Consider the following 15507-nt stretch of genomic DNA (forward strand, 5'->3'; position numbering starts at 1 on the left):
ATGCTGGCCTTTTGTCGTGGTGCGGCATATCGGGCGTATGCAGATGAATTCAATCCTGAAGACTGGAAAATCTGTTGCTTAAAATACGTAAAATTCACATAATTAAAACAACATAGTAACATTTCTTATGGTTTTGAAAATTATCATATAAAAACAAGGGGTTATTCGTGCGGAAAATATTCGCTCTGGGAGCGACGCTTCTGGCGCTATGGGGGCCTGCTGTTTATGCTATGGATTGCCAAAAGGTCGCACCCGATCGCTGGGGAACAGGTATTGAGCAGCAACGTAAGGCCGATCTCGGTAATGGATGTTATCTGAATCCGATCATGTCAGGCGATCATCCCGACCCTACCATCATCAAAGATGGCGATGATTACTACATGACGTTCTCCTCGTTTGACGATACGCGTGGCCTGATGATTTGGCATTCGCGCGATTTGGTAAATTGGCAGCCGATAGGGCCTGCCCTCACCATTCCTATTGATGTGATCTCGACACCGGAGTTGATCAAATATCAGGACAAATTTTATATCTACTTCACCACCAACCGAGTCCTGGATGCGACAGGAACCAAGCGAAAAACGCTTTATGTCGTTACCGCCGATGACATTCACGGTCCTTGGGACGCACCGCGCGATGTCGGGCTAAAAGATCCTCCCAGCGATCCTGGTCATATCGTCGGTGAAGACGGTAAACGCTATTTGTTTATGTCAGGAGGCAATCGGGTTCAGCTCAGCGATGATGGCCTGAAAACCGTTGGCCGGATGGAAGTGGTATATTCGGGATGGCAGTATCCGCAAGAATGGGATGTTGAGAGTTTCTCGCAGGAAGGGCCAAAAATGCTGCACCATGGCGACTACTTCTACATGGTATTGGCGCAAGGCGGCACCGCAGGACCACCGACCGGTCATATGGTGATCGCCGCACGTTCACGTTCGATCGATGGCCCTTGGGAGAACTCGCCATACAATCCGATCGTCCGGACCCAGGATCGTTCTGAAAAGTGGTGGTCGCGTGGTCATGCGACGCTGATCGAGGGACCGGACAAGCTCTGGTATATGGTCTATCACGGCTATGAAAATGGTTTTATGACGCTAGGGCGTCAGACGTTGCTGGAGCCTATCAAGTGGACGGAGGATGGCTGGTTTACCTCATCCAATCTGGACGTGGGCAAACCGATCCCCAAACCCAGCGGAGGTGAGGCGGTTGAGCATGGCATGGCTTTCTCAGACAGCTTTAGCTTCGATCTTATACCGTCGCGCTGGCATTTCTTCCATGCCTCGCCGACTGAACAGCAACGGATAAAACTGATAAACGGCAAGCTGCAATTAAGCGCGCGCGGTACCTCGCCCAGCAACAGTTCACCGCTGACACTGAACACCGGCGATTTGGCTTATCAGGTCGAGGTCAACGTACATGTTAGCCCAGAAGCGCAGGCTGGTTTGCTGCTGTTCTATAATCAGAAACTCTATGCCGGTTTGGCCTTTAATCAGGAAGGGATGGTGCTGCATCGCTCAGGAATGAATCTGGATGAGAAAAAACCTCCGCACATCGTGAATAACCGTCTGCGAATCAGGATGGTGAATAACCATAACATCGTGACCTTTTATACGCAGTCGGGAGCGAGCGATTGGATCAAATATCCGGTGCAAATGGAAGTCTCCGGTTATCACCACAACGTTGCGGATGATTTCCTGAGTTTACGTCCTGCACTCTATGCCTCTGGCTTGGGCGTCGCGACCTTCAGTGATTTCAGCTATAAAGCACTGCCCTGATCGCGCTTGACCGGGGCATAATTATAACCGCCTATTACAGGCGGTTATATTTCAGATAAAGCCGAGAATACATTTATATCTGAAGAGTCGATCCTCTCTGATTTCACCTTTATATAAAGGGCTGCACATTAATCTGCCGCCCATTTTTTTGACTGCGTTAACACCTTAGGCGTTAAAGCTCTGGACGCAGAGCAGAGGTAAAATCGCGATGCGTCTCGCCGGTGTAGACCTGACGTGGGCGAATAGGTTTTTGCTGTAGGCCGTGCATTTCGTTCCAGTGGGCGATCCAACCGATGGTTCGACCAACGGCGGTAATGACCGGGAACATCGATGGCGGCAGTCCCATGGCCTTGAGGATCAGTGCCGTATAGAAATCTGCACTCGGGTAGAGTTTGTTTTCCAGAAAATAGTCGTTATTCATGGCGAGGTGTTCAAGCTCAATAGCCACCTGTAACAGATTATCTTCCATTCCCAACACACTGAGCACTTCGTGGCAGGTCTGGCGCAGGATAGCAGCTCGTGGATCGAAATTGCTGTAAATCGAGTTGCCGAACCCCATCAGTCTGAATGAGTCGCCCTGAATTTTCGCCCGTTTAATGAAGTCTGGAATACGATCGACCGTTTGGATCTCTTCCAGCATGCGCATACAGGCTTCGTTGGCCCCACCATGGCGCGGACCCCATAATGATGCCAGACCGGCAGCAATACAGGCGAAAGGACTGGCACCGGACGAGCCAGCGGCTCTCACGGTCGTGGTCGACGGGCACTGGCCGTGATCGGCATGCAGGATCAATATGCGGTTCATGGCGCGTTCGAGTACTGGATTGACGTCATACTTTTCCGCTGGGATCTTGAACAGCATATGCAGGAAATTGCCGGTGTAGGAGAGGGCATTTTTCGGGTACACCGCAGGCTGTTCGATGGAATATTTATAACACATCGCTGCCACCGTCGGCATTTTGGACAGCAGCATGATGGCCGCCTGTTCACGGTGCTCGCTACTGTCGACATCCATCTCACCGTGATAAAACGCTGCCAGCGCACCGACCATGGCACACATCAGTGCCATGGGATGCGAGTCACGGCGAAAGCCGTTCAGCATCGAAATCATCTGCTGGTGAATCATCGAATGGTAGGTCAGTGAGTGGGTAAATGCGTCGAACTCTTCCTGGGATGGCGCGTTGCCATACAACAGGATATAACAGACTTCGGAAAATCTGCTCTGTTCCGCCAGTTGTTCAACCGGAAAGCCGCGGTGAAGCAGTACGCTGTTTTGGGCATCGATAAAGGTAATGGCGGATTCACAGCCAGCGGTATTGATGAAACCGGGGTCGTAGGACAGCAACTTTTGCGCACCCAAGGGGCGTATATCGATTGCCGGATGCCCTGCCGTGCCTGCATTGATTTCAAGATCGAGGGTTCTCTGCGGGTCGAACGTTAGGGTGGCTTTTTGCTTTGTCATCTATTTTTTTCTCCAGCCAACATGTAAAAGTAAAGATCTGAACATGACCGTAAAACATCCCGTTGTTTTGTGATCATGCTGCTCAATGCGATTACATTACTCATCTGCTGGCGAATTAACCAGCAAAATTCAACGCCATCCAGACCATATTGTCTTGAATAATTATACATCTTGTCTTTGAAATGCCGGATACCGATGTTGACCTGGACATGCCGGTGCTCAGGATCGTTTTGACATTGTGAGATGAATATGAAAACGGTCGTCATTGGCATTAGCCAGATTAGATCACCCTCATTCTTTATGATATTCTTGCAGTTGCGTCAAATGTCATAAATCAAGACGTTGATTATAAGTTCTATCTGATCGATGGTGATGCTCTCAGAGGATGGGATGCAAGATATTTTTCTAGCCTGTAGTGAAAATTGAAATGCGGCATTTTAAGCCGCATTTCAATGTAAGAACAAGGATAGGGCTATGAGTAAGAATTTTAATAATTTCCTTTTCAGTTCGGCATTCTCGTTGTTAGGGATAGAAATATTCCACCTGGCAATCCCTTTGGTTGCAATAGATCTCGGATTTTCAGCAATAGAAATAGGGTGGTGTACCTTTGCGTTTTTCTTACCCGTTATTGTCATTAAGGTTTTTTCCTCCACAATAATTGAAAAGAAAAGCAAAAAGAAAACATTGATATACAGTGAGGTGGGGAGATTAACTTGTACCATTCTTTTCATCATTGGAATGTATCTATTAAAGGATGAAAGCCTGTTTTGGGTCATTGTCATCGCCTTTATTTTTGGTACTTTCACCGTGTTTACCGAGGTGACAGAACCTGCCGCATTAAAGATACTTATACAAGGCAAGGATTCTGTTGCCATTTTATCCCGCTATGAAATACGCACCCGTGCCATTCAACTGGTGGCCCCGCTCATCTGTGGGGGACTTATAACATTAAGTGCGTTTTATCCATATTTTATTGGGGTTTTTATTTCATTTTTGGCTGTTTTCTTTTTACTTAAAATAAATCTCACTCATGCGAGTGAGTGTATTAATACGAAGGGTGGATTTGTTGGGGACATAAAGGAGGCTCTTGGTTGGATGCGGGAGCGTCGATTTTTTAGTTTAATGGTGGCATTGACATCTATCAACAATCTCCTTCACCCAATATTATACCTTGGTGTCATTTTCTCACTGCAATCAAATGATTTCGGTTTCGACATTACCGGCGCTATCCTGTCCGGTCTCGGCGTCGGTGGGATTCTGGGCAGTTTTATTTCCAAGAGAATAATCTCCTATTTTTCCTTCAGAACGTTGGTGCTAGGTGTCAATACGCTAAGAATACTGGTCTTTATTGGTTTCTTGGTATTTCAAAACCCAATTGGATATTTTGTATTTTTTGTTCTCAAGGCCATCTTAGGGGGCGTGTGGAATGTAAGTTACAATATATATTCTATCAGGGAAATGCCCGATAGCCATGTAGCAAGGATTTCAGCCCTCAGCGGATTAATGATAAAAGCCAGTGCGGCGGCAGGCAGTCTTTTGGCAGGATATTTTATCAGTTACTTAGGTGTTCAAGTGACATTCTTTGCTCTTGTTTTACTGACCATTTTTATGCTTGTTTGTTCTTTTCCCTATAAAGCCGAATATGAAAAAATAGATTTAAGAAGGAGAGAAATCTAACCAGGATCTGCCAGTGAAAAAACACAATCGTGTGAATAGGCGTATTTCATAAAGGAACGCCACCGCATTATGCAAAGTGTTATGGCTTGAATGTTGCATCCCGCAAAAAATTGCCGATTGCCTCATTCTGCCACGACCAGTACGGATTAAAGGTCAGTCGGGCGTATATTTTTCCCGGCTGGCGATAGCCCCAATCTGAATACCAGACGCTCTCGCCGCGCATACACCCGTCAAAAGCGACGTCGTTTTGCCCATTCCAGCAGAATTTCTCTTTGGCCTGAGAGCCATATAACGGATTGTCCGGTGAGAATAAAATTCCCATATGCGAAAACTGGCTGATTCGCTGTTGCGGTAGCCAATCCGGTTTTACCGCTATCCGCGCCGGGGCGGTGACATCTGCCGGAAGTTCGCCGTACCAGATAAGCTTGCTGGCGGGGTGGGTGAAATAGCGCTCGAACAGCGTCAGGGTTTGCTGAGTATTCAGCACCGAATCATGGGCAACGGTGACAATCAGCACCGGTTTGTTATAAGTCGACAGATGTGACTTAACGTTACGACTGCTGCGGTAAAACAGCGCAAAGCCATTCGTTGGAGTATTGAGATAGCGCACTGTGGTTTGTTGCGGACGGGACGCGTTTGGCGGTCTTAACCATGGGCGAAATGGGCGGATTATCGGTGTCAGCCACACCAGATCGCTTTTGGCCTGATACGCCGGTGAGAAAAGCAGCAGCCCGGAGATGTCGTTGTGGGTCAGGGCATAAACGGTGACCAGATTGGCGCCGGTGGAAAATCCGCCCAGAAATACCGTGGAAAACTCCTTGTGCAGCATCTCAGTCTGGCGTTGAACTTCCTGTTCCCAGTCGCGCAGATCCACGCCCATCAGATCCTTGGGAGCAGTGCCGTGCCCGGCCAGCAGAATGGTTCTGACCACATAACCCTGGGTCGCCAGCATGGGCCCGATATCGGTAAACGACCAGGGTGAATCCCCCAATCCATGCACCAGCAATATGCCACCTTTCGCCTTGCCGACGGGTCGCCACTCGCGTGGCAGATTACGTTCTATTTCAGTTGCATGATCGCTGGTCTGGAAGCGGCGGTGTTGTATCAGCAATTGGCGGCTGGCGGTCTGATATTCGTTAAATGAGACGTAGCCGGTATCCGGTGTGGCAGATTTCTTGGGTGTGCAGGCGACGAGCAGCATCAAACTGCATAACATTGCGACATCCCGCCATCCCTTACGTTTTCTCGTCATGACACCGATCCGGCCTTTTTCCATGCTAAATAACACCGCCATATGACCCTGCAATCTGTCTCTTTTTGCCGTTTTAACACCTTTCCTGTTTTTTCTTAAAACTTCAATGACATGGTGAAATTCAGAAACGAGATCGATTTTTGCGCACCACTCATTTCGTGAATTATCTCTCAAATTGATTATTTAAACACCAAGAATACTTGCGGGTTGTTCAGTTGTATGCCGATAATTAACTACTTCACAAATAATCGTGAAGTAGGAAAGTACATCACGATTCAATTTTCAAAGGACACACCATGTCAGAACTTAAATTTGCCACGCGTCTGAACTCCTTTGCCTCTGGTGCCTGGCTCTACTGGCCAGAGCTGAAAGGCAAGCCCTCAGTAATGCAAATGATTGAACGTGCCGGAACCGTGAAGGGACTGACCCATCTGGATTTGAACTACCCACAGCACATTCATGGCGACCTCAAAATCATGCGCCAGAAAATCGAAGATGTGGGGCTGGCCGTGAATGGGATGCAAATGCGCTGGGATGCACCGGAGTTTAAAATCGGCGCCTACACCAATCCGGATCCGAAGATTCGTCGCCAGGCTATCGAGCTTACCAAGCGCGGTATTGATGCTGGCCGGGAGTTCGGATCTCGCCTGATGACCCTGTGGATGGGGCAGGATGGTTTTGATTACTGCTTCCAGGTGGATTACAAAAAAATCTGGGAAGACGCGATCTCTGCGGTGCGCGAAGTGGCCGAATATGCGCCCGATTTTGATATCAGCATTGAATACAAACCCAACGAACCCCGTGCTTACAGTATTTTCCCGAACGTCACGACCTGTCTGCTGGCGGTAGAAGAGGCCGGTTGCCCGAATCTGGGTATCACGCTTGATTTTGCCCACGTACTTTACGCCAATGAGATCCCGGCGTATGCCGCTGCGATGGTTGCGCGCCGTTCCCGTCTGCTGGGTCTGGACCTTAACGACGGCTGGGGTAAACGCGATGACGGCCTGATGGCAGGATCCGTTAATCCACGCGCAACGCTGGAGTTCCTGTGGCAGATGCAGCGTGATGGTTATCAGGGGGCATACTATTTCGACACCTTCCCCGATGCCAGTGGCCTCGATCCCGTGCGTGAAGCCGAAACCAATATCGCGACCGTCACCCGTTTATTGAAACTGAGCGAAAAGCTCAACAACAACCCTGAATTGATGGCTGCCATCAGTAAACAGGATGCCGTGAGTTCGCAGCAAATTGTAAACGACATCCTGTTTGCCCAATAGCACCGCATAATTAATGCCATATGTTGCCATCCTTTATAAACAACAAGCCGAAGGATAGATGATGAAAAAACAACTACTCTCTGTACTCGCCTCTACCCTGTTTTGTACCAGTGTCTATGCAGCCGATTTACCGCCATTGCAATCTGACACTGAGCCCGATCGTACTGACTGGACTGAGCTTGCGACCAAATACGGTCCGCTGCCTGCAGTGGACAGCAAACTGAAAATTGGCGGCGTGTCCAAGACGCTGACCAATGAGTACTGGCGCTCCCTTGGGGGGGGTTATAAAAACGTCGCCGACAAACATGGTTTCACTGTTGCTTATCAGGCGGCAGCGAATGAAGACGATCAGCTTGGTCAGTTATCTATCGCCGAAACATTAATCTCCCAGGGATTCAATGGGCTGCTGGTTTCTCCCCAAACAGATGCCAATTTACAACCCGCCTATGAAGTCGCCAAAAGCAAAGGTATTCCGGTCGTGAACGTCAATGACGCGGTCATGCCCAATGCGGCCTATTACGTGGGGAATGTGCAGAAAGATAACGGGGTTCGGGTCGCCAACTGGTTTATCAAGCATCATCCTGAAGGCGGTAAAGTTGCGGTTATTGAAGGGCAGCCAGGCGTTTATGCCGCAGCGCAGCGCACCAAAGGTTTCCGGGAAACCATTGAAGCTGGCGGTAAATTTACTGTGGTTGCCAGTATCCCGGCCAACTGGAGTCGTGAAAATGCCTATAACGCCGCTTCAACGATTTTGCAGCAACATCCCGATCTGATTGGTTTTTACGCCAATAACGACGGTATGGCGCTCGGGGTGGTGGAAGCCGTGAGTGCGCAAGGTAAAGCCAAACAGACTGCCGTGTTTGGTACCGATGGTATTTCCGATGCCTATGCATCAATCAAACGTGGTGAACTGACCGGTACGGTTGACAGTTTCCCGGTACTGACTGGCGAAGTGGCGATGGACGTAATGTTGCGTCTTATTGGTGGTCAGAAATTGTCACGCGTGGTTTCCACTCCTCAGGCGTTAATCACCAAAGAAAATGCGGACGCTTTCTCAACAAAAGACAACGAGAAACTGCGTCAATTGCTTAATCAGCAGTAAGCAGGGTTACGGAGGGGTTATGGAACAATATTGTTTAACCATGCGTGGAATCAACAAAACCTACGGCAACGCTGTTGCGGTTCAGGATGTGGATTTTTCAGTGAAACACGGCGAGGTACATGCGCTGATCGGTGAAAATGGCGCAGGGAAATCGACATTGCTGAATATTCTCTCTGGCGTGAGGGCAGCGGATTCCGGCGAAATCAGCGTTGAGGGGCAGGTTATTCAGATGAAGAGCCCCCTTTCTGCGCGTCACGCTGGTATTGCTATGATTCATCAGGAATTACAACATGTTCCTGAACTCTCCGTAGCACAGAATATGTTTCTTGGGCGACCCTTGACGAACTGTAAAGGGCTGTTTGTCGACAAAAAAGCGCAATACGCCAAGGCAAAATCCATTCTCAGACGTCTCGATCCGAGCATTAATCCGGACGAGCCAATCAAGAACCTGAAAGTCTCCCAGCAGCAGATTGTGGAGATTGCCCGGGCGTTACTTGAGGACGCGAAAATCATCGCCATGGATGAACCCACCTCAAGCCTGACACCGAGGGAGTTTGACCGATTGGCAGAGTTGATCTCTGACCTGAAGTCGATGAATGTTTCGTTGATTTATGTCTCCCATAAAATGAATGAGATATTTAAAGTGTGCGATCGGGCGACCATTCTACGGGATGGAAAACAGGTCGGCGTGGTCAATATCTGTGACGAAACGGAAGAAAGCATCGTCACTAAAATGGTGGGGCGCAAGATTGAGAAGATGCTGCACAACTCCTTTGTAAGCGACAAAGAGGTGTTGCGCGTGGAAGAGCTGGGCCGCGGCAAAGCCGTTCTCCCGGCAAGTTTTAGCGTTCGGGCTGGTGAGGTGCTGGGGATTGCGGGACTGGTTGGCGCGGGGCGTACCGAACTGCTGAAACTGATCGCCGGTATCGACTCCAAGACCAGTGGCACCGTGCTGGTTGAGGGAACGGCGATAAAACACCTCACCATCCGTTCTGCTATCAAGGCCGGGATTGGTCTGGTTCCCGAAGATCGCAAGAAAGAGGGCATCGTTAAAGAACGCGCTGTGAAAATGAATATCGCGCTTCCTTCTATGGCGATGTTTACCCGCAACGGGTTATTACGAAAAACAAAATTAAACCAGGTCGCGCTAAAGGTGATGACCGATCTGAACCTGCGCCCTTTAAATATTGAAAAACCGATTGGTACATTAAGCGGTGGTAATCAGCAGAAAGTTATTATTGGTCGCTGGGTTGCAGCAGACAATAAAGTTTTCCTTTTTGATGAGCCAACCCGGGGAATTGACATTGGTGCCAAATCTGAAATTTATAATTTGATAGAAAAACTTGCTCAGCAGGGCAAAGCCATTGTGGTTGTTTCCTCCGAAATGCCAGAAATTATTCGCATCTCTGATCGGGTATTGGTTATGCGGGAAGGAAAGATAACCATGGAATTGAAAGGCGACGATATCACGGAAGAGAATATCGCTCGTTATGCGATTAATGATCTGAACTGAAAACAGTTTAGCACCCTATTTTTATCATTAAGGCTATCATCATGATCACACAAGGTAATTCTCAGCCTAAAACCCCTGCATCTGCATTATTCAAATTCAATGTACGTGATGCGGGAACACTTATTGGTTTATTGATTATTGTCGGCACCTTTTCTATGCTCTCGCCAGTATTCATGACCATTCCAAATTTGTTGAATATCCTGCAACAGTCGTCCATCAATGGAATTATTGCGCTGGGCATGACGCTGGTGATTATTTCCGGTGGTATCGACCTCTCCGTCGGGCCCACGGCAGCCTTGTCGGCGGTTCTTGGGGCAACGCTTATGGTGGCAGGCGTGCCCATTCCGCTTGCTGTCATGGCAACGTTGGGTGTTGGCGCACTGTGCGGTGTATTCAGTGGTTCCCTGGTGGCCTATGCCGGGTTGCAGCCCTTCATTGTTACCCTCGGCGGATTATCGTTGTTCCGGGCTATGTCATTGATTTTCACCAATGGTAACCCTATTTTTGGCATCCCTCCGGAATTTCGCAGCGTCATTAACACTGAGGTGTTTGGTGTTCCAGCACCGATTGTCATTGTGGTGACCATCGCCATTATTCTCTGGGTATTAATGAATAAAACGCCTTTGGGTGAATACATCCTGGCGGTCGGCGGCAACGAAGAGGCTGCTCGCGTTGCCGGGGTACCTGTGAAGAGAACAAAAGTCACCGTATTTGTCATATCCGGTATGTTGGCGTCTCTGGCATCCCTTATTCTGATTGGTCGTCTTGGTGCCGCTGAGCCGACAATGGGTAATTTATGGGAACTGGATGCTATCGCGGCGGCGGCCATCGGTGGCGCATCATTGATGGGCGGCAAAGGCAGTATAATCGGAACCCTTATTGGGGCCATTATTCTGGGGTCGTTACGTAATGGATTGACCCTTCTAAATATTCAGGCCTTTTATCAATTGCTTGCTACCGGGCTTATTATTATCATAGCGATGTTGATTGACCGAGCGACACGAGGCAAGTAATGAAGCAGGATCCACGAGCAACAGGCGCTCAAATTCGCATGAGATTGCCACACCTTACGCCACTGGAGAGAAAAGTTGTCGATGCCATTACCTCTAAAACTGATTTATCCGGGCAAACTTCATTAAAAGAGATTGCGCAGGAAAATAATGTTTCTGAGGCGATGATCGTCAAATTGGCAAAGAAACTTAATTTCTCCGGCTTCAGGGATTTCAGAAGTAGTTTGATTTATTATAATTATTCTGAAGTGGCAAATCTTCATGAGGAAATTGAATCTGATGACTCGTCGGAACAGCTACTGGCAAAAGTATTCAGAACGTCTATTCAGGCCATAGAAGAAACGATGTCGATTCTTGATGTCTCTGAATTTGATCGTGCGGCAGAAATATTGTTTAAGGCCCGACATATTGATTTATATGCAGTCGGCGGTTCGGCAACCGTCGCCCGTGACATGTCACATAAACTGCTGAAAATCGGGATTAAAACAACGGTTTACGATGACGCCCATATCATGCTTATGTCGGCAGCCATTCTTTCGGATGATGACGCGGTGGTCGCTATTAGCCATTCCGGGGCCACGCGCGCAGTCAATGACCCTATCAAGCTTGCGGCACGTAACGGAGCCAAAGTCATTGCCATCACCAACTATGCCGAGTCGCCCATTGCGCGCAGTGCGCATGTGGTTCTCAATTCAACCTCTCAAGGGTCGCATTTGCTAGGGGAAAATGCAGCGTCGCGAATAGCCCAGCTAAACATTCTGGATGCGTTATTTGTGGCGATTGCAAAGAAAGATCTTAATAAAGCCGAAAAGAATCTGAAAAAAACCCAGCAGGCGGTCAAGGACTTAAGAGAATACTAACATGAGTAAAATCATAGTCGCTGGCAGTCTTCATTACGACATTATGCTTCAGGCCCATCATCGCCCGGAAAAAGGCGAAACCGTGATAGGGAGCCACTGCTCCTTTAAATTTGGCGGTAAAGGAGGAAACCAGGCAGTATCCGCCGCGAAAGCGGGGGCGCAGGTACGTTTTGTTGGTGCTGTCGGTAGCGATCATCAGGGCGAGTTTTTACTCTCGGTGCTCAAAGGGCAGGGTATCGACACCCACCATGTGGCGGTAACCGATGTCGCGCCTTCTGGTATGAGCGTAGCTATTATGGATGCTGACAATGACTACGGTGCCGTGGTGGTATCCAATGCCAACAATCACATCGATCCCAGCCAGTTTGATAACGATGACGTCTGGCAGGGGGCGACGATGTTGCTCCTGCAAAATGAAGTGCCCGAAGCGCTTAATTTGCAGGCGGCCAGCGCGGCCAAACAACGCGGCATTACCGTATGCCTGAATGCGGCACCGGCTCGGGAGCTCTCTGCGCAGATGCAGGCGTGTATCGATCTGCTGGTCGTTAACGCGGTTGAAGCCCGTGATCTGTGTGGTATTGACGTGAATGACTTAGACAGTGCCCGGGCTGCGGCAAACGCGCTGAGCCTTACCTTCCCGGTTGCGGTGGTGACAGCGGGGGAGCATGGCGTTGCTTTCTGCGAAACCGCCAGGGAATGCCAGTCGTTACCGGCAGAGAAAGTCGTTCTGGTGAGTACCCACGGCGCCGGGGACTGTTTTATGGGCACGCTGTGTGCATCATTGCAAAACGGTGATTCCCTGACCCAGGCGGTGACTCTTGCCAATCAGGCCGCGGGAGAGCATGTCTCCCGTAGGCAGTCATAATCCCTTTTTTCTCACTACCCTCTGCTTTTGTCATCCTGAACCCGCCTCTTAATAAAGAGAAGGCGGGTTTTGCCTCCAATAAACGCCGGTGAATTATCGAAAATTGATTTGTATCAATAACGATGATTTGGCATGCTGTTCATCTACGCACTGTCATTTATCCAGTTCTTATGCAACATTGTTATACGTGCTTTCATTACTGTAACAGCCGTTGGTTCAGACAGTAACCCCTGATGTAGGGGTTGTCTTAATGACGTGTTTGCTTGCTACGCCCTACCTGCTGGTGGTTCCGTGCTTGCTGACGCCCTCTTCTCTCTCAGATAACGGCGAGTAGCGCAAATTGATGCTATTGTTGTTAAGGGTGTTGAGGCGATCCGTTCCTTAAAAAGTGAGTGTGCAAATGGCGATTGACTGCGTTTACCCCTAAAGGTCAAACAGATCGCCATCACACAATTTCACCTTTTCAGGGAAGAAATACCTCTATCATTTGTAAAGATATAAAAAAAACACCTTAAATTGATCTTGTAGTCGTTTTTCTGTTTTTCCGAAATAAATGCTTGTAAGTGGCATGGGCTCAGGCTTTACAAACTTTCTTCTAAGAAGAGTCCTAATTTTTTTACTGGTGAAATAACAAACACGCATTGTATATAAAAAAAAAGCATCTCCTCGGTGTAAGAATCATCTCTATAATGAAGTCATTGGTACGTAAATTGACTTATTATTGGTGACATTTTTTACGGCTTTTATAGTTAACCTCTGAGTCTGAATCTCTTCATTTATGAACTGCTTCCAAATAATCTTTTCAAAAAGGATTATTTGAATAAAGTTCATTATGGAACGGAAAATTATTGGCGTTTCTTAATGATTAAGAACGTCGTACTAATTGATATAATAAGGGAAGTTATAATGAAAAAGATTCTTCTGTCTGTTGTTGCCGCTGCAATTCTGTCTACCGGTATGGCGCATGCCGCTGATGGCGTGGAAAAAAAGATTAACCTCGTTGCTACCATTAACGATGCAATCTATGTTTCCAAGCCTGACGGTAAATCCTGGTATACTACAGAAGAGCTTTATGCCAAGGATTATACCCAGACTGAATTTGCATCAAACGTTCTGCCAGTGCGTATTTTCAGCAAAGCTGAAAAAGTAGCTGTTTCTCTGGTGCAGGCGGTTGTTATTCATAAGGATAACGGTGCCGAGTTCAAGAACGTTGTAGTCAACTTCGCGGGTGAACCCCTGCCTGCCACGGGTGTCAATACCATTACCCAGACTACTCAGGTAAGCGGCAATTATGACAACATCTATAATCTGCAAATCCTGGCTGATGCACCAACAATGGTTGTTGGCGACCCTGCTGAGACAAACAACGGCCAATACCAGGGTGATCTGGTCATGTTGTTTGAACCTACGATATAATCTGAGCTTGCTGTAATATCCTGAACAGTGGCGTTGATAATAATAGGGTTATGCATAATGACCCTATTATTTATCTCAATGGGTATCGTGTCTCCTCTTACAGTGTTTAGGTTAAAGCCAGGAGTTTGGCATTAATTAAAGTATCGTAAAAACATTAACAGATATTAACAGTTCACTGAAGAACTGACTCATCATTAGAATTAAACACGTCATATTGGTTAATTATTACATTGCTTATTAAGTCCTTTACCCTGGTTGGTTATTATTATGTTAATTATTAGGCGCGCCAGTTCGGGTGATTGTTAACACATTAATTATTGGCAGTGTTGTTTACTCTACTTATGGAACGGATTCTCCATGGCAAAAGTTATCTCAGGATGGGCAACTTCCTTATTGCTATTGGCACCGTCAGCCGCAACATATGCAAATGATGTCCAGATTGAATATCAGGTGCCCGCAGGGTTTTCCGAATCCGATCAGGACAAATCCATGCAGTTTCTGGCCACACTGGACGGTACGCCGTTGCCAGGGCCGGTAAGCTGGTCTGCAGAGAAAAATCAGCTCACGTTTGATGAAAACCTTTACCGCCAGAACGGTATCTCAGCCGGGCAGATCGCCACGCTGAACAAGGTGCTCCCCCAAATTCCCTATGCCGTCTGCGAAAATGGCTGTGACTACACCCTCAGTGGCCAGAACGTGTCGCTGGACAAGGTGAAAAAGTCCCTGACCATCAGCAATGGCAGTTCGCGCTACGTCCAACCCGTGACCATGTTGAGCTTTATCCACAACCAGTCGCTGGATTTGCGTGCGTCTTCGCAGGAATACCGTGCGGTGTCCGCTTTCGGCCAGGGCTACCTGGGGCTGCCCGCGCAGAGCTACGGCTACCTGAGCTGGTACTACAGCCAGAACCGAAACTACAACACCCGGCAGACAGATCAGGGGATCAGTACCTGGTATCTGCAGAAAAACTTTGCCTCCACCTACCTGCGCGGTGGCCGTCAGGACACCCGGGATGCGGCGGCGGGCAGCGTCAATACCTCGCTGAACCCGAGCTTTGACCAGTTTGTCACCCTGGGCAGCCAGGACAACCTCAACCAGGATAAAAAGTCAGCCGGCAAGCTGGTGCTGTTCGCCACCAGCGACGGTGACTACGAGTTCTACCGCGACGGGCGGCTTATCCGCCGGGTACCGGCGGTGATTGGCCGTAACGAGATTGACTACAACCTGCTGCCCGGCGGCTTCTACAGCGTGGAAATCCGCCTGGTGAACCGCAACGGGCAGGTGCTCAGCCGTGAGAA

At 48.5% G+C, this 15507-nt stretch carries 12 protein-coding genes; 10 read left to right on the forward strand and 2 right to left on the reverse strand.

The window, feature by feature from the left end; translation table 11 throughout:
• Window positions 1-230 precede the first annotated feature (230 nt).
• Complete coding sequence (locus DRI82_RS05010) at window positions 231-1775, forward strand: family 43 glycosylhydrolase (RefSeq protein WP_114192424.1); 1545 nt, start codon at window positions 231-233, stop codon at window positions 1773-1775.
• A gap of 172 nt (window positions 1776-1947) precedes the next feature.
• Here DRI82_RS05010 and DRI82_RS05015 read toward each other — a convergent pair whose 3' ends face one another.
• Window positions 1948-3237: a citrate synthase gene (locus DRI82_RS05015; RefSeq protein ID WP_114192386.1), complete on the reverse strand. Its 1290-nt coding sequence runs from the start codon at window positions 3235-3237 to the stop codon at window positions 1948-1950.
• 474 nt (window positions 3238-3711) lie between these two features.
• Here DRI82_RS05015 and DRI82_RS05025 point away from each other — a divergent pair, with 474 nt between their 5' ends.
• Window positions 3712-4914: an MFS transporter gene (locus DRI82_RS05025; RefSeq protein WP_114192388.1), complete on the forward strand. Its 1203-nt coding sequence runs from the start codon at window positions 3712-3714 to the stop codon at window positions 4912-4914.
• A 79-nt stretch (window positions 4915-4993) separates the two neighbouring features.
• Here DRI82_RS05025 and DRI82_RS05030 read toward each other — a convergent pair whose 3' ends face one another.
• Window positions 4994-6166 carry an alpha/beta hydrolase gene (locus DRI82_RS05030; protein WP_114192425.1) on the reverse strand — a complete coding sequence of 391 codons (1173 nt, stop codon included), beginning with the start codon at window positions 6164-6166 and terminating at the stop codon, window positions 4994-4996.
• A 296-nt stretch (window positions 6167-6462) separates the two neighbouring features.
• Here DRI82_RS05030 and DRI82_RS05035 point away from each other — a divergent pair, with 296 nt between their 5' ends.
• The 8 genes from DRI82_RS05035 to DRI82_RS05070 all read left to right on the forward strand — a co-directional run.
• On the forward strand, window positions 6463-7443 hold the full coding sequence (locus tag DRI82_RS05035; RefSeq protein ID WP_114192389.1) for a TIM barrel protein: 981 nt from the start codon (window positions 6463-6465) through the stop codon (window positions 7441-7443).
• A gap of 61 nt (window positions 7444-7504) precedes the next feature.
• Entirely contained in the window at window positions 7505-8545 is a 1041-nt protein-coding gene (locus tag DRI82_RS05040; protein ID WP_114192390.1) for a sugar ABC transporter substrate-binding protein, read from the forward strand.
• A gap of 19 nt (window positions 8546-8564) precedes the next feature.
• A complete protein-coding gene (locus DRI82_RS05045) occupies window positions 8565-10058 on the forward strand; it encodes a sugar ABC transporter ATP-binding protein (RefSeq protein ID WP_114192391.1) in 1494 nt (497 codons plus the stop codon).
• Between the two features lie 41 nt (window positions 10059-10099).
• Window positions 10100-11071 (forward strand): ABC transporter permease, encoded by a 972-nt coding sequence (locus DRI82_RS05050; RefSeq protein ID WP_114192392.1) that lies wholly within the window; start codon window positions 10100-10102, stop codon window positions 11069-11071.
• Complete coding sequence (locus DRI82_RS05055) at window positions 11071-11928, forward strand: MurR/RpiR family transcriptional regulator (RefSeq protein WP_114192393.1); 858 nt, start codon at window positions 11071-11073, stop codon at window positions 11926-11928. The genes DRI82_RS05050 and DRI82_RS05055 overlap by 1 nt, the downstream gene beginning before the upstream one ends.
• A gap of 1 nt (window position 11929) precedes the next feature.
• The gene (locus tag DRI82_RS05060; RefSeq protein WP_114192394.1) at window positions 11930-12793 is read left to right on the forward strand and encodes a ribokinase; all 864 of its coding nucleotides are present in this window, start codon (window positions 11930-11932) and stop codon (window positions 12791-12793) included.
• Window positions 12794-13699: 906 nt separating this feature from the next.
• Complete coding sequence (locus DRI82_RS05065) at window positions 13700-14209, forward strand: CS1 type fimbrial major subunit (protein WP_114192395.1); 510 nt, start codon at window positions 13700-13702, stop codon at window positions 14207-14209.
• A 357-nt stretch (window positions 14210-14566) separates the two neighbouring features.
• A partial coding sequence (locus DRI82_RS05070) for a TcfC E-set like domain-containing protein (protein ID WP_211317630.1) occupies window positions 14567-15507 on the forward strand: 941 nt, incomplete at its 3' end.

This window comes from Edaphovirga cremea (genome assembly GCF_003332275.1).
Taxonomy (GTDB): domain Bacteria; phylum Pseudomonadota; class Gammaproteobacteria; order Enterobacterales; family Enterobacteriaceae; genus Edaphovirga; species Edaphovirga cremea.

Bases quoted from the DNA above. Each gene is read 5' to 3' on its own strand.
- DRI82_RS05010 (WP_114192424.1), top strand. From the start codon at position 231: ATGGATTGCCAAAAGGTCGCACCCGATCGCTGGGGAACAGGTATTGAG.
- DRI82_RS05015 (WP_114192386.1), bottom strand. From the start codon at position 3,237: ATGACAAAGCAAAAAGCCACCCTAACGTTCGACCCGCAGAGAACCCTC.
- DRI82_RS05025 (WP_114192388.1), top strand. From the start codon at position 3,712: ATGAGTAAGAATTTTAATAATTTCCTTTTCAGTTCGGCATTCTCGTTG.
- DRI82_RS05030 (WP_114192425.1), bottom strand. From the start codon at position 6,166: ATGACGAGAAAACGTAAGGGATGGCGGGATGTCGCAATGTTATGCAGT.
- DRI82_RS05035 (WP_114192389.1), top strand. From the start codon at position 6,463: ATGTCAGAACTTAAATTTGCCACGCGTCTGAACTCCTTTGCCTCTGGT.
- DRI82_RS05040 (WP_114192390.1), top strand. From the start codon at position 7,505: ATGAAAAAACAACTACTCTCTGTACTCGCCTCTACCCTGTTTTGTACC.
- DRI82_RS05045 (WP_114192391.1), top strand. From the start codon at position 8,565: ATGGAACAATATTGTTTAACCATGCGTGGAATCAACAAAACCTACGGC.
- DRI82_RS05050 (WP_114192392.1), top strand. From the start codon at position 10,100: ATGATCACACAAGGTAATTCTCAGCCTAAAACCCCTGCATCTGCATTA.
- DRI82_RS05055 (WP_114192393.1), top strand. From the start codon at position 11,071: ATGAAGCAGGATCCACGAGCAACAGGCGCTCAAATTCGCATGAGATTG.
- DRI82_RS05060 (WP_114192394.1), top strand. From the start codon at position 11,930: ATGAGTAAAATCATAGTCGCTGGCAGTCTTCATTACGACATTATGCTT.
- DRI82_RS05065 (WP_114192395.1), top strand. From the start codon at position 13,700: ATGAAAAAGATTCTTCTGTCTGTTGTTGCCGCTGCAATTCTGTCTACC.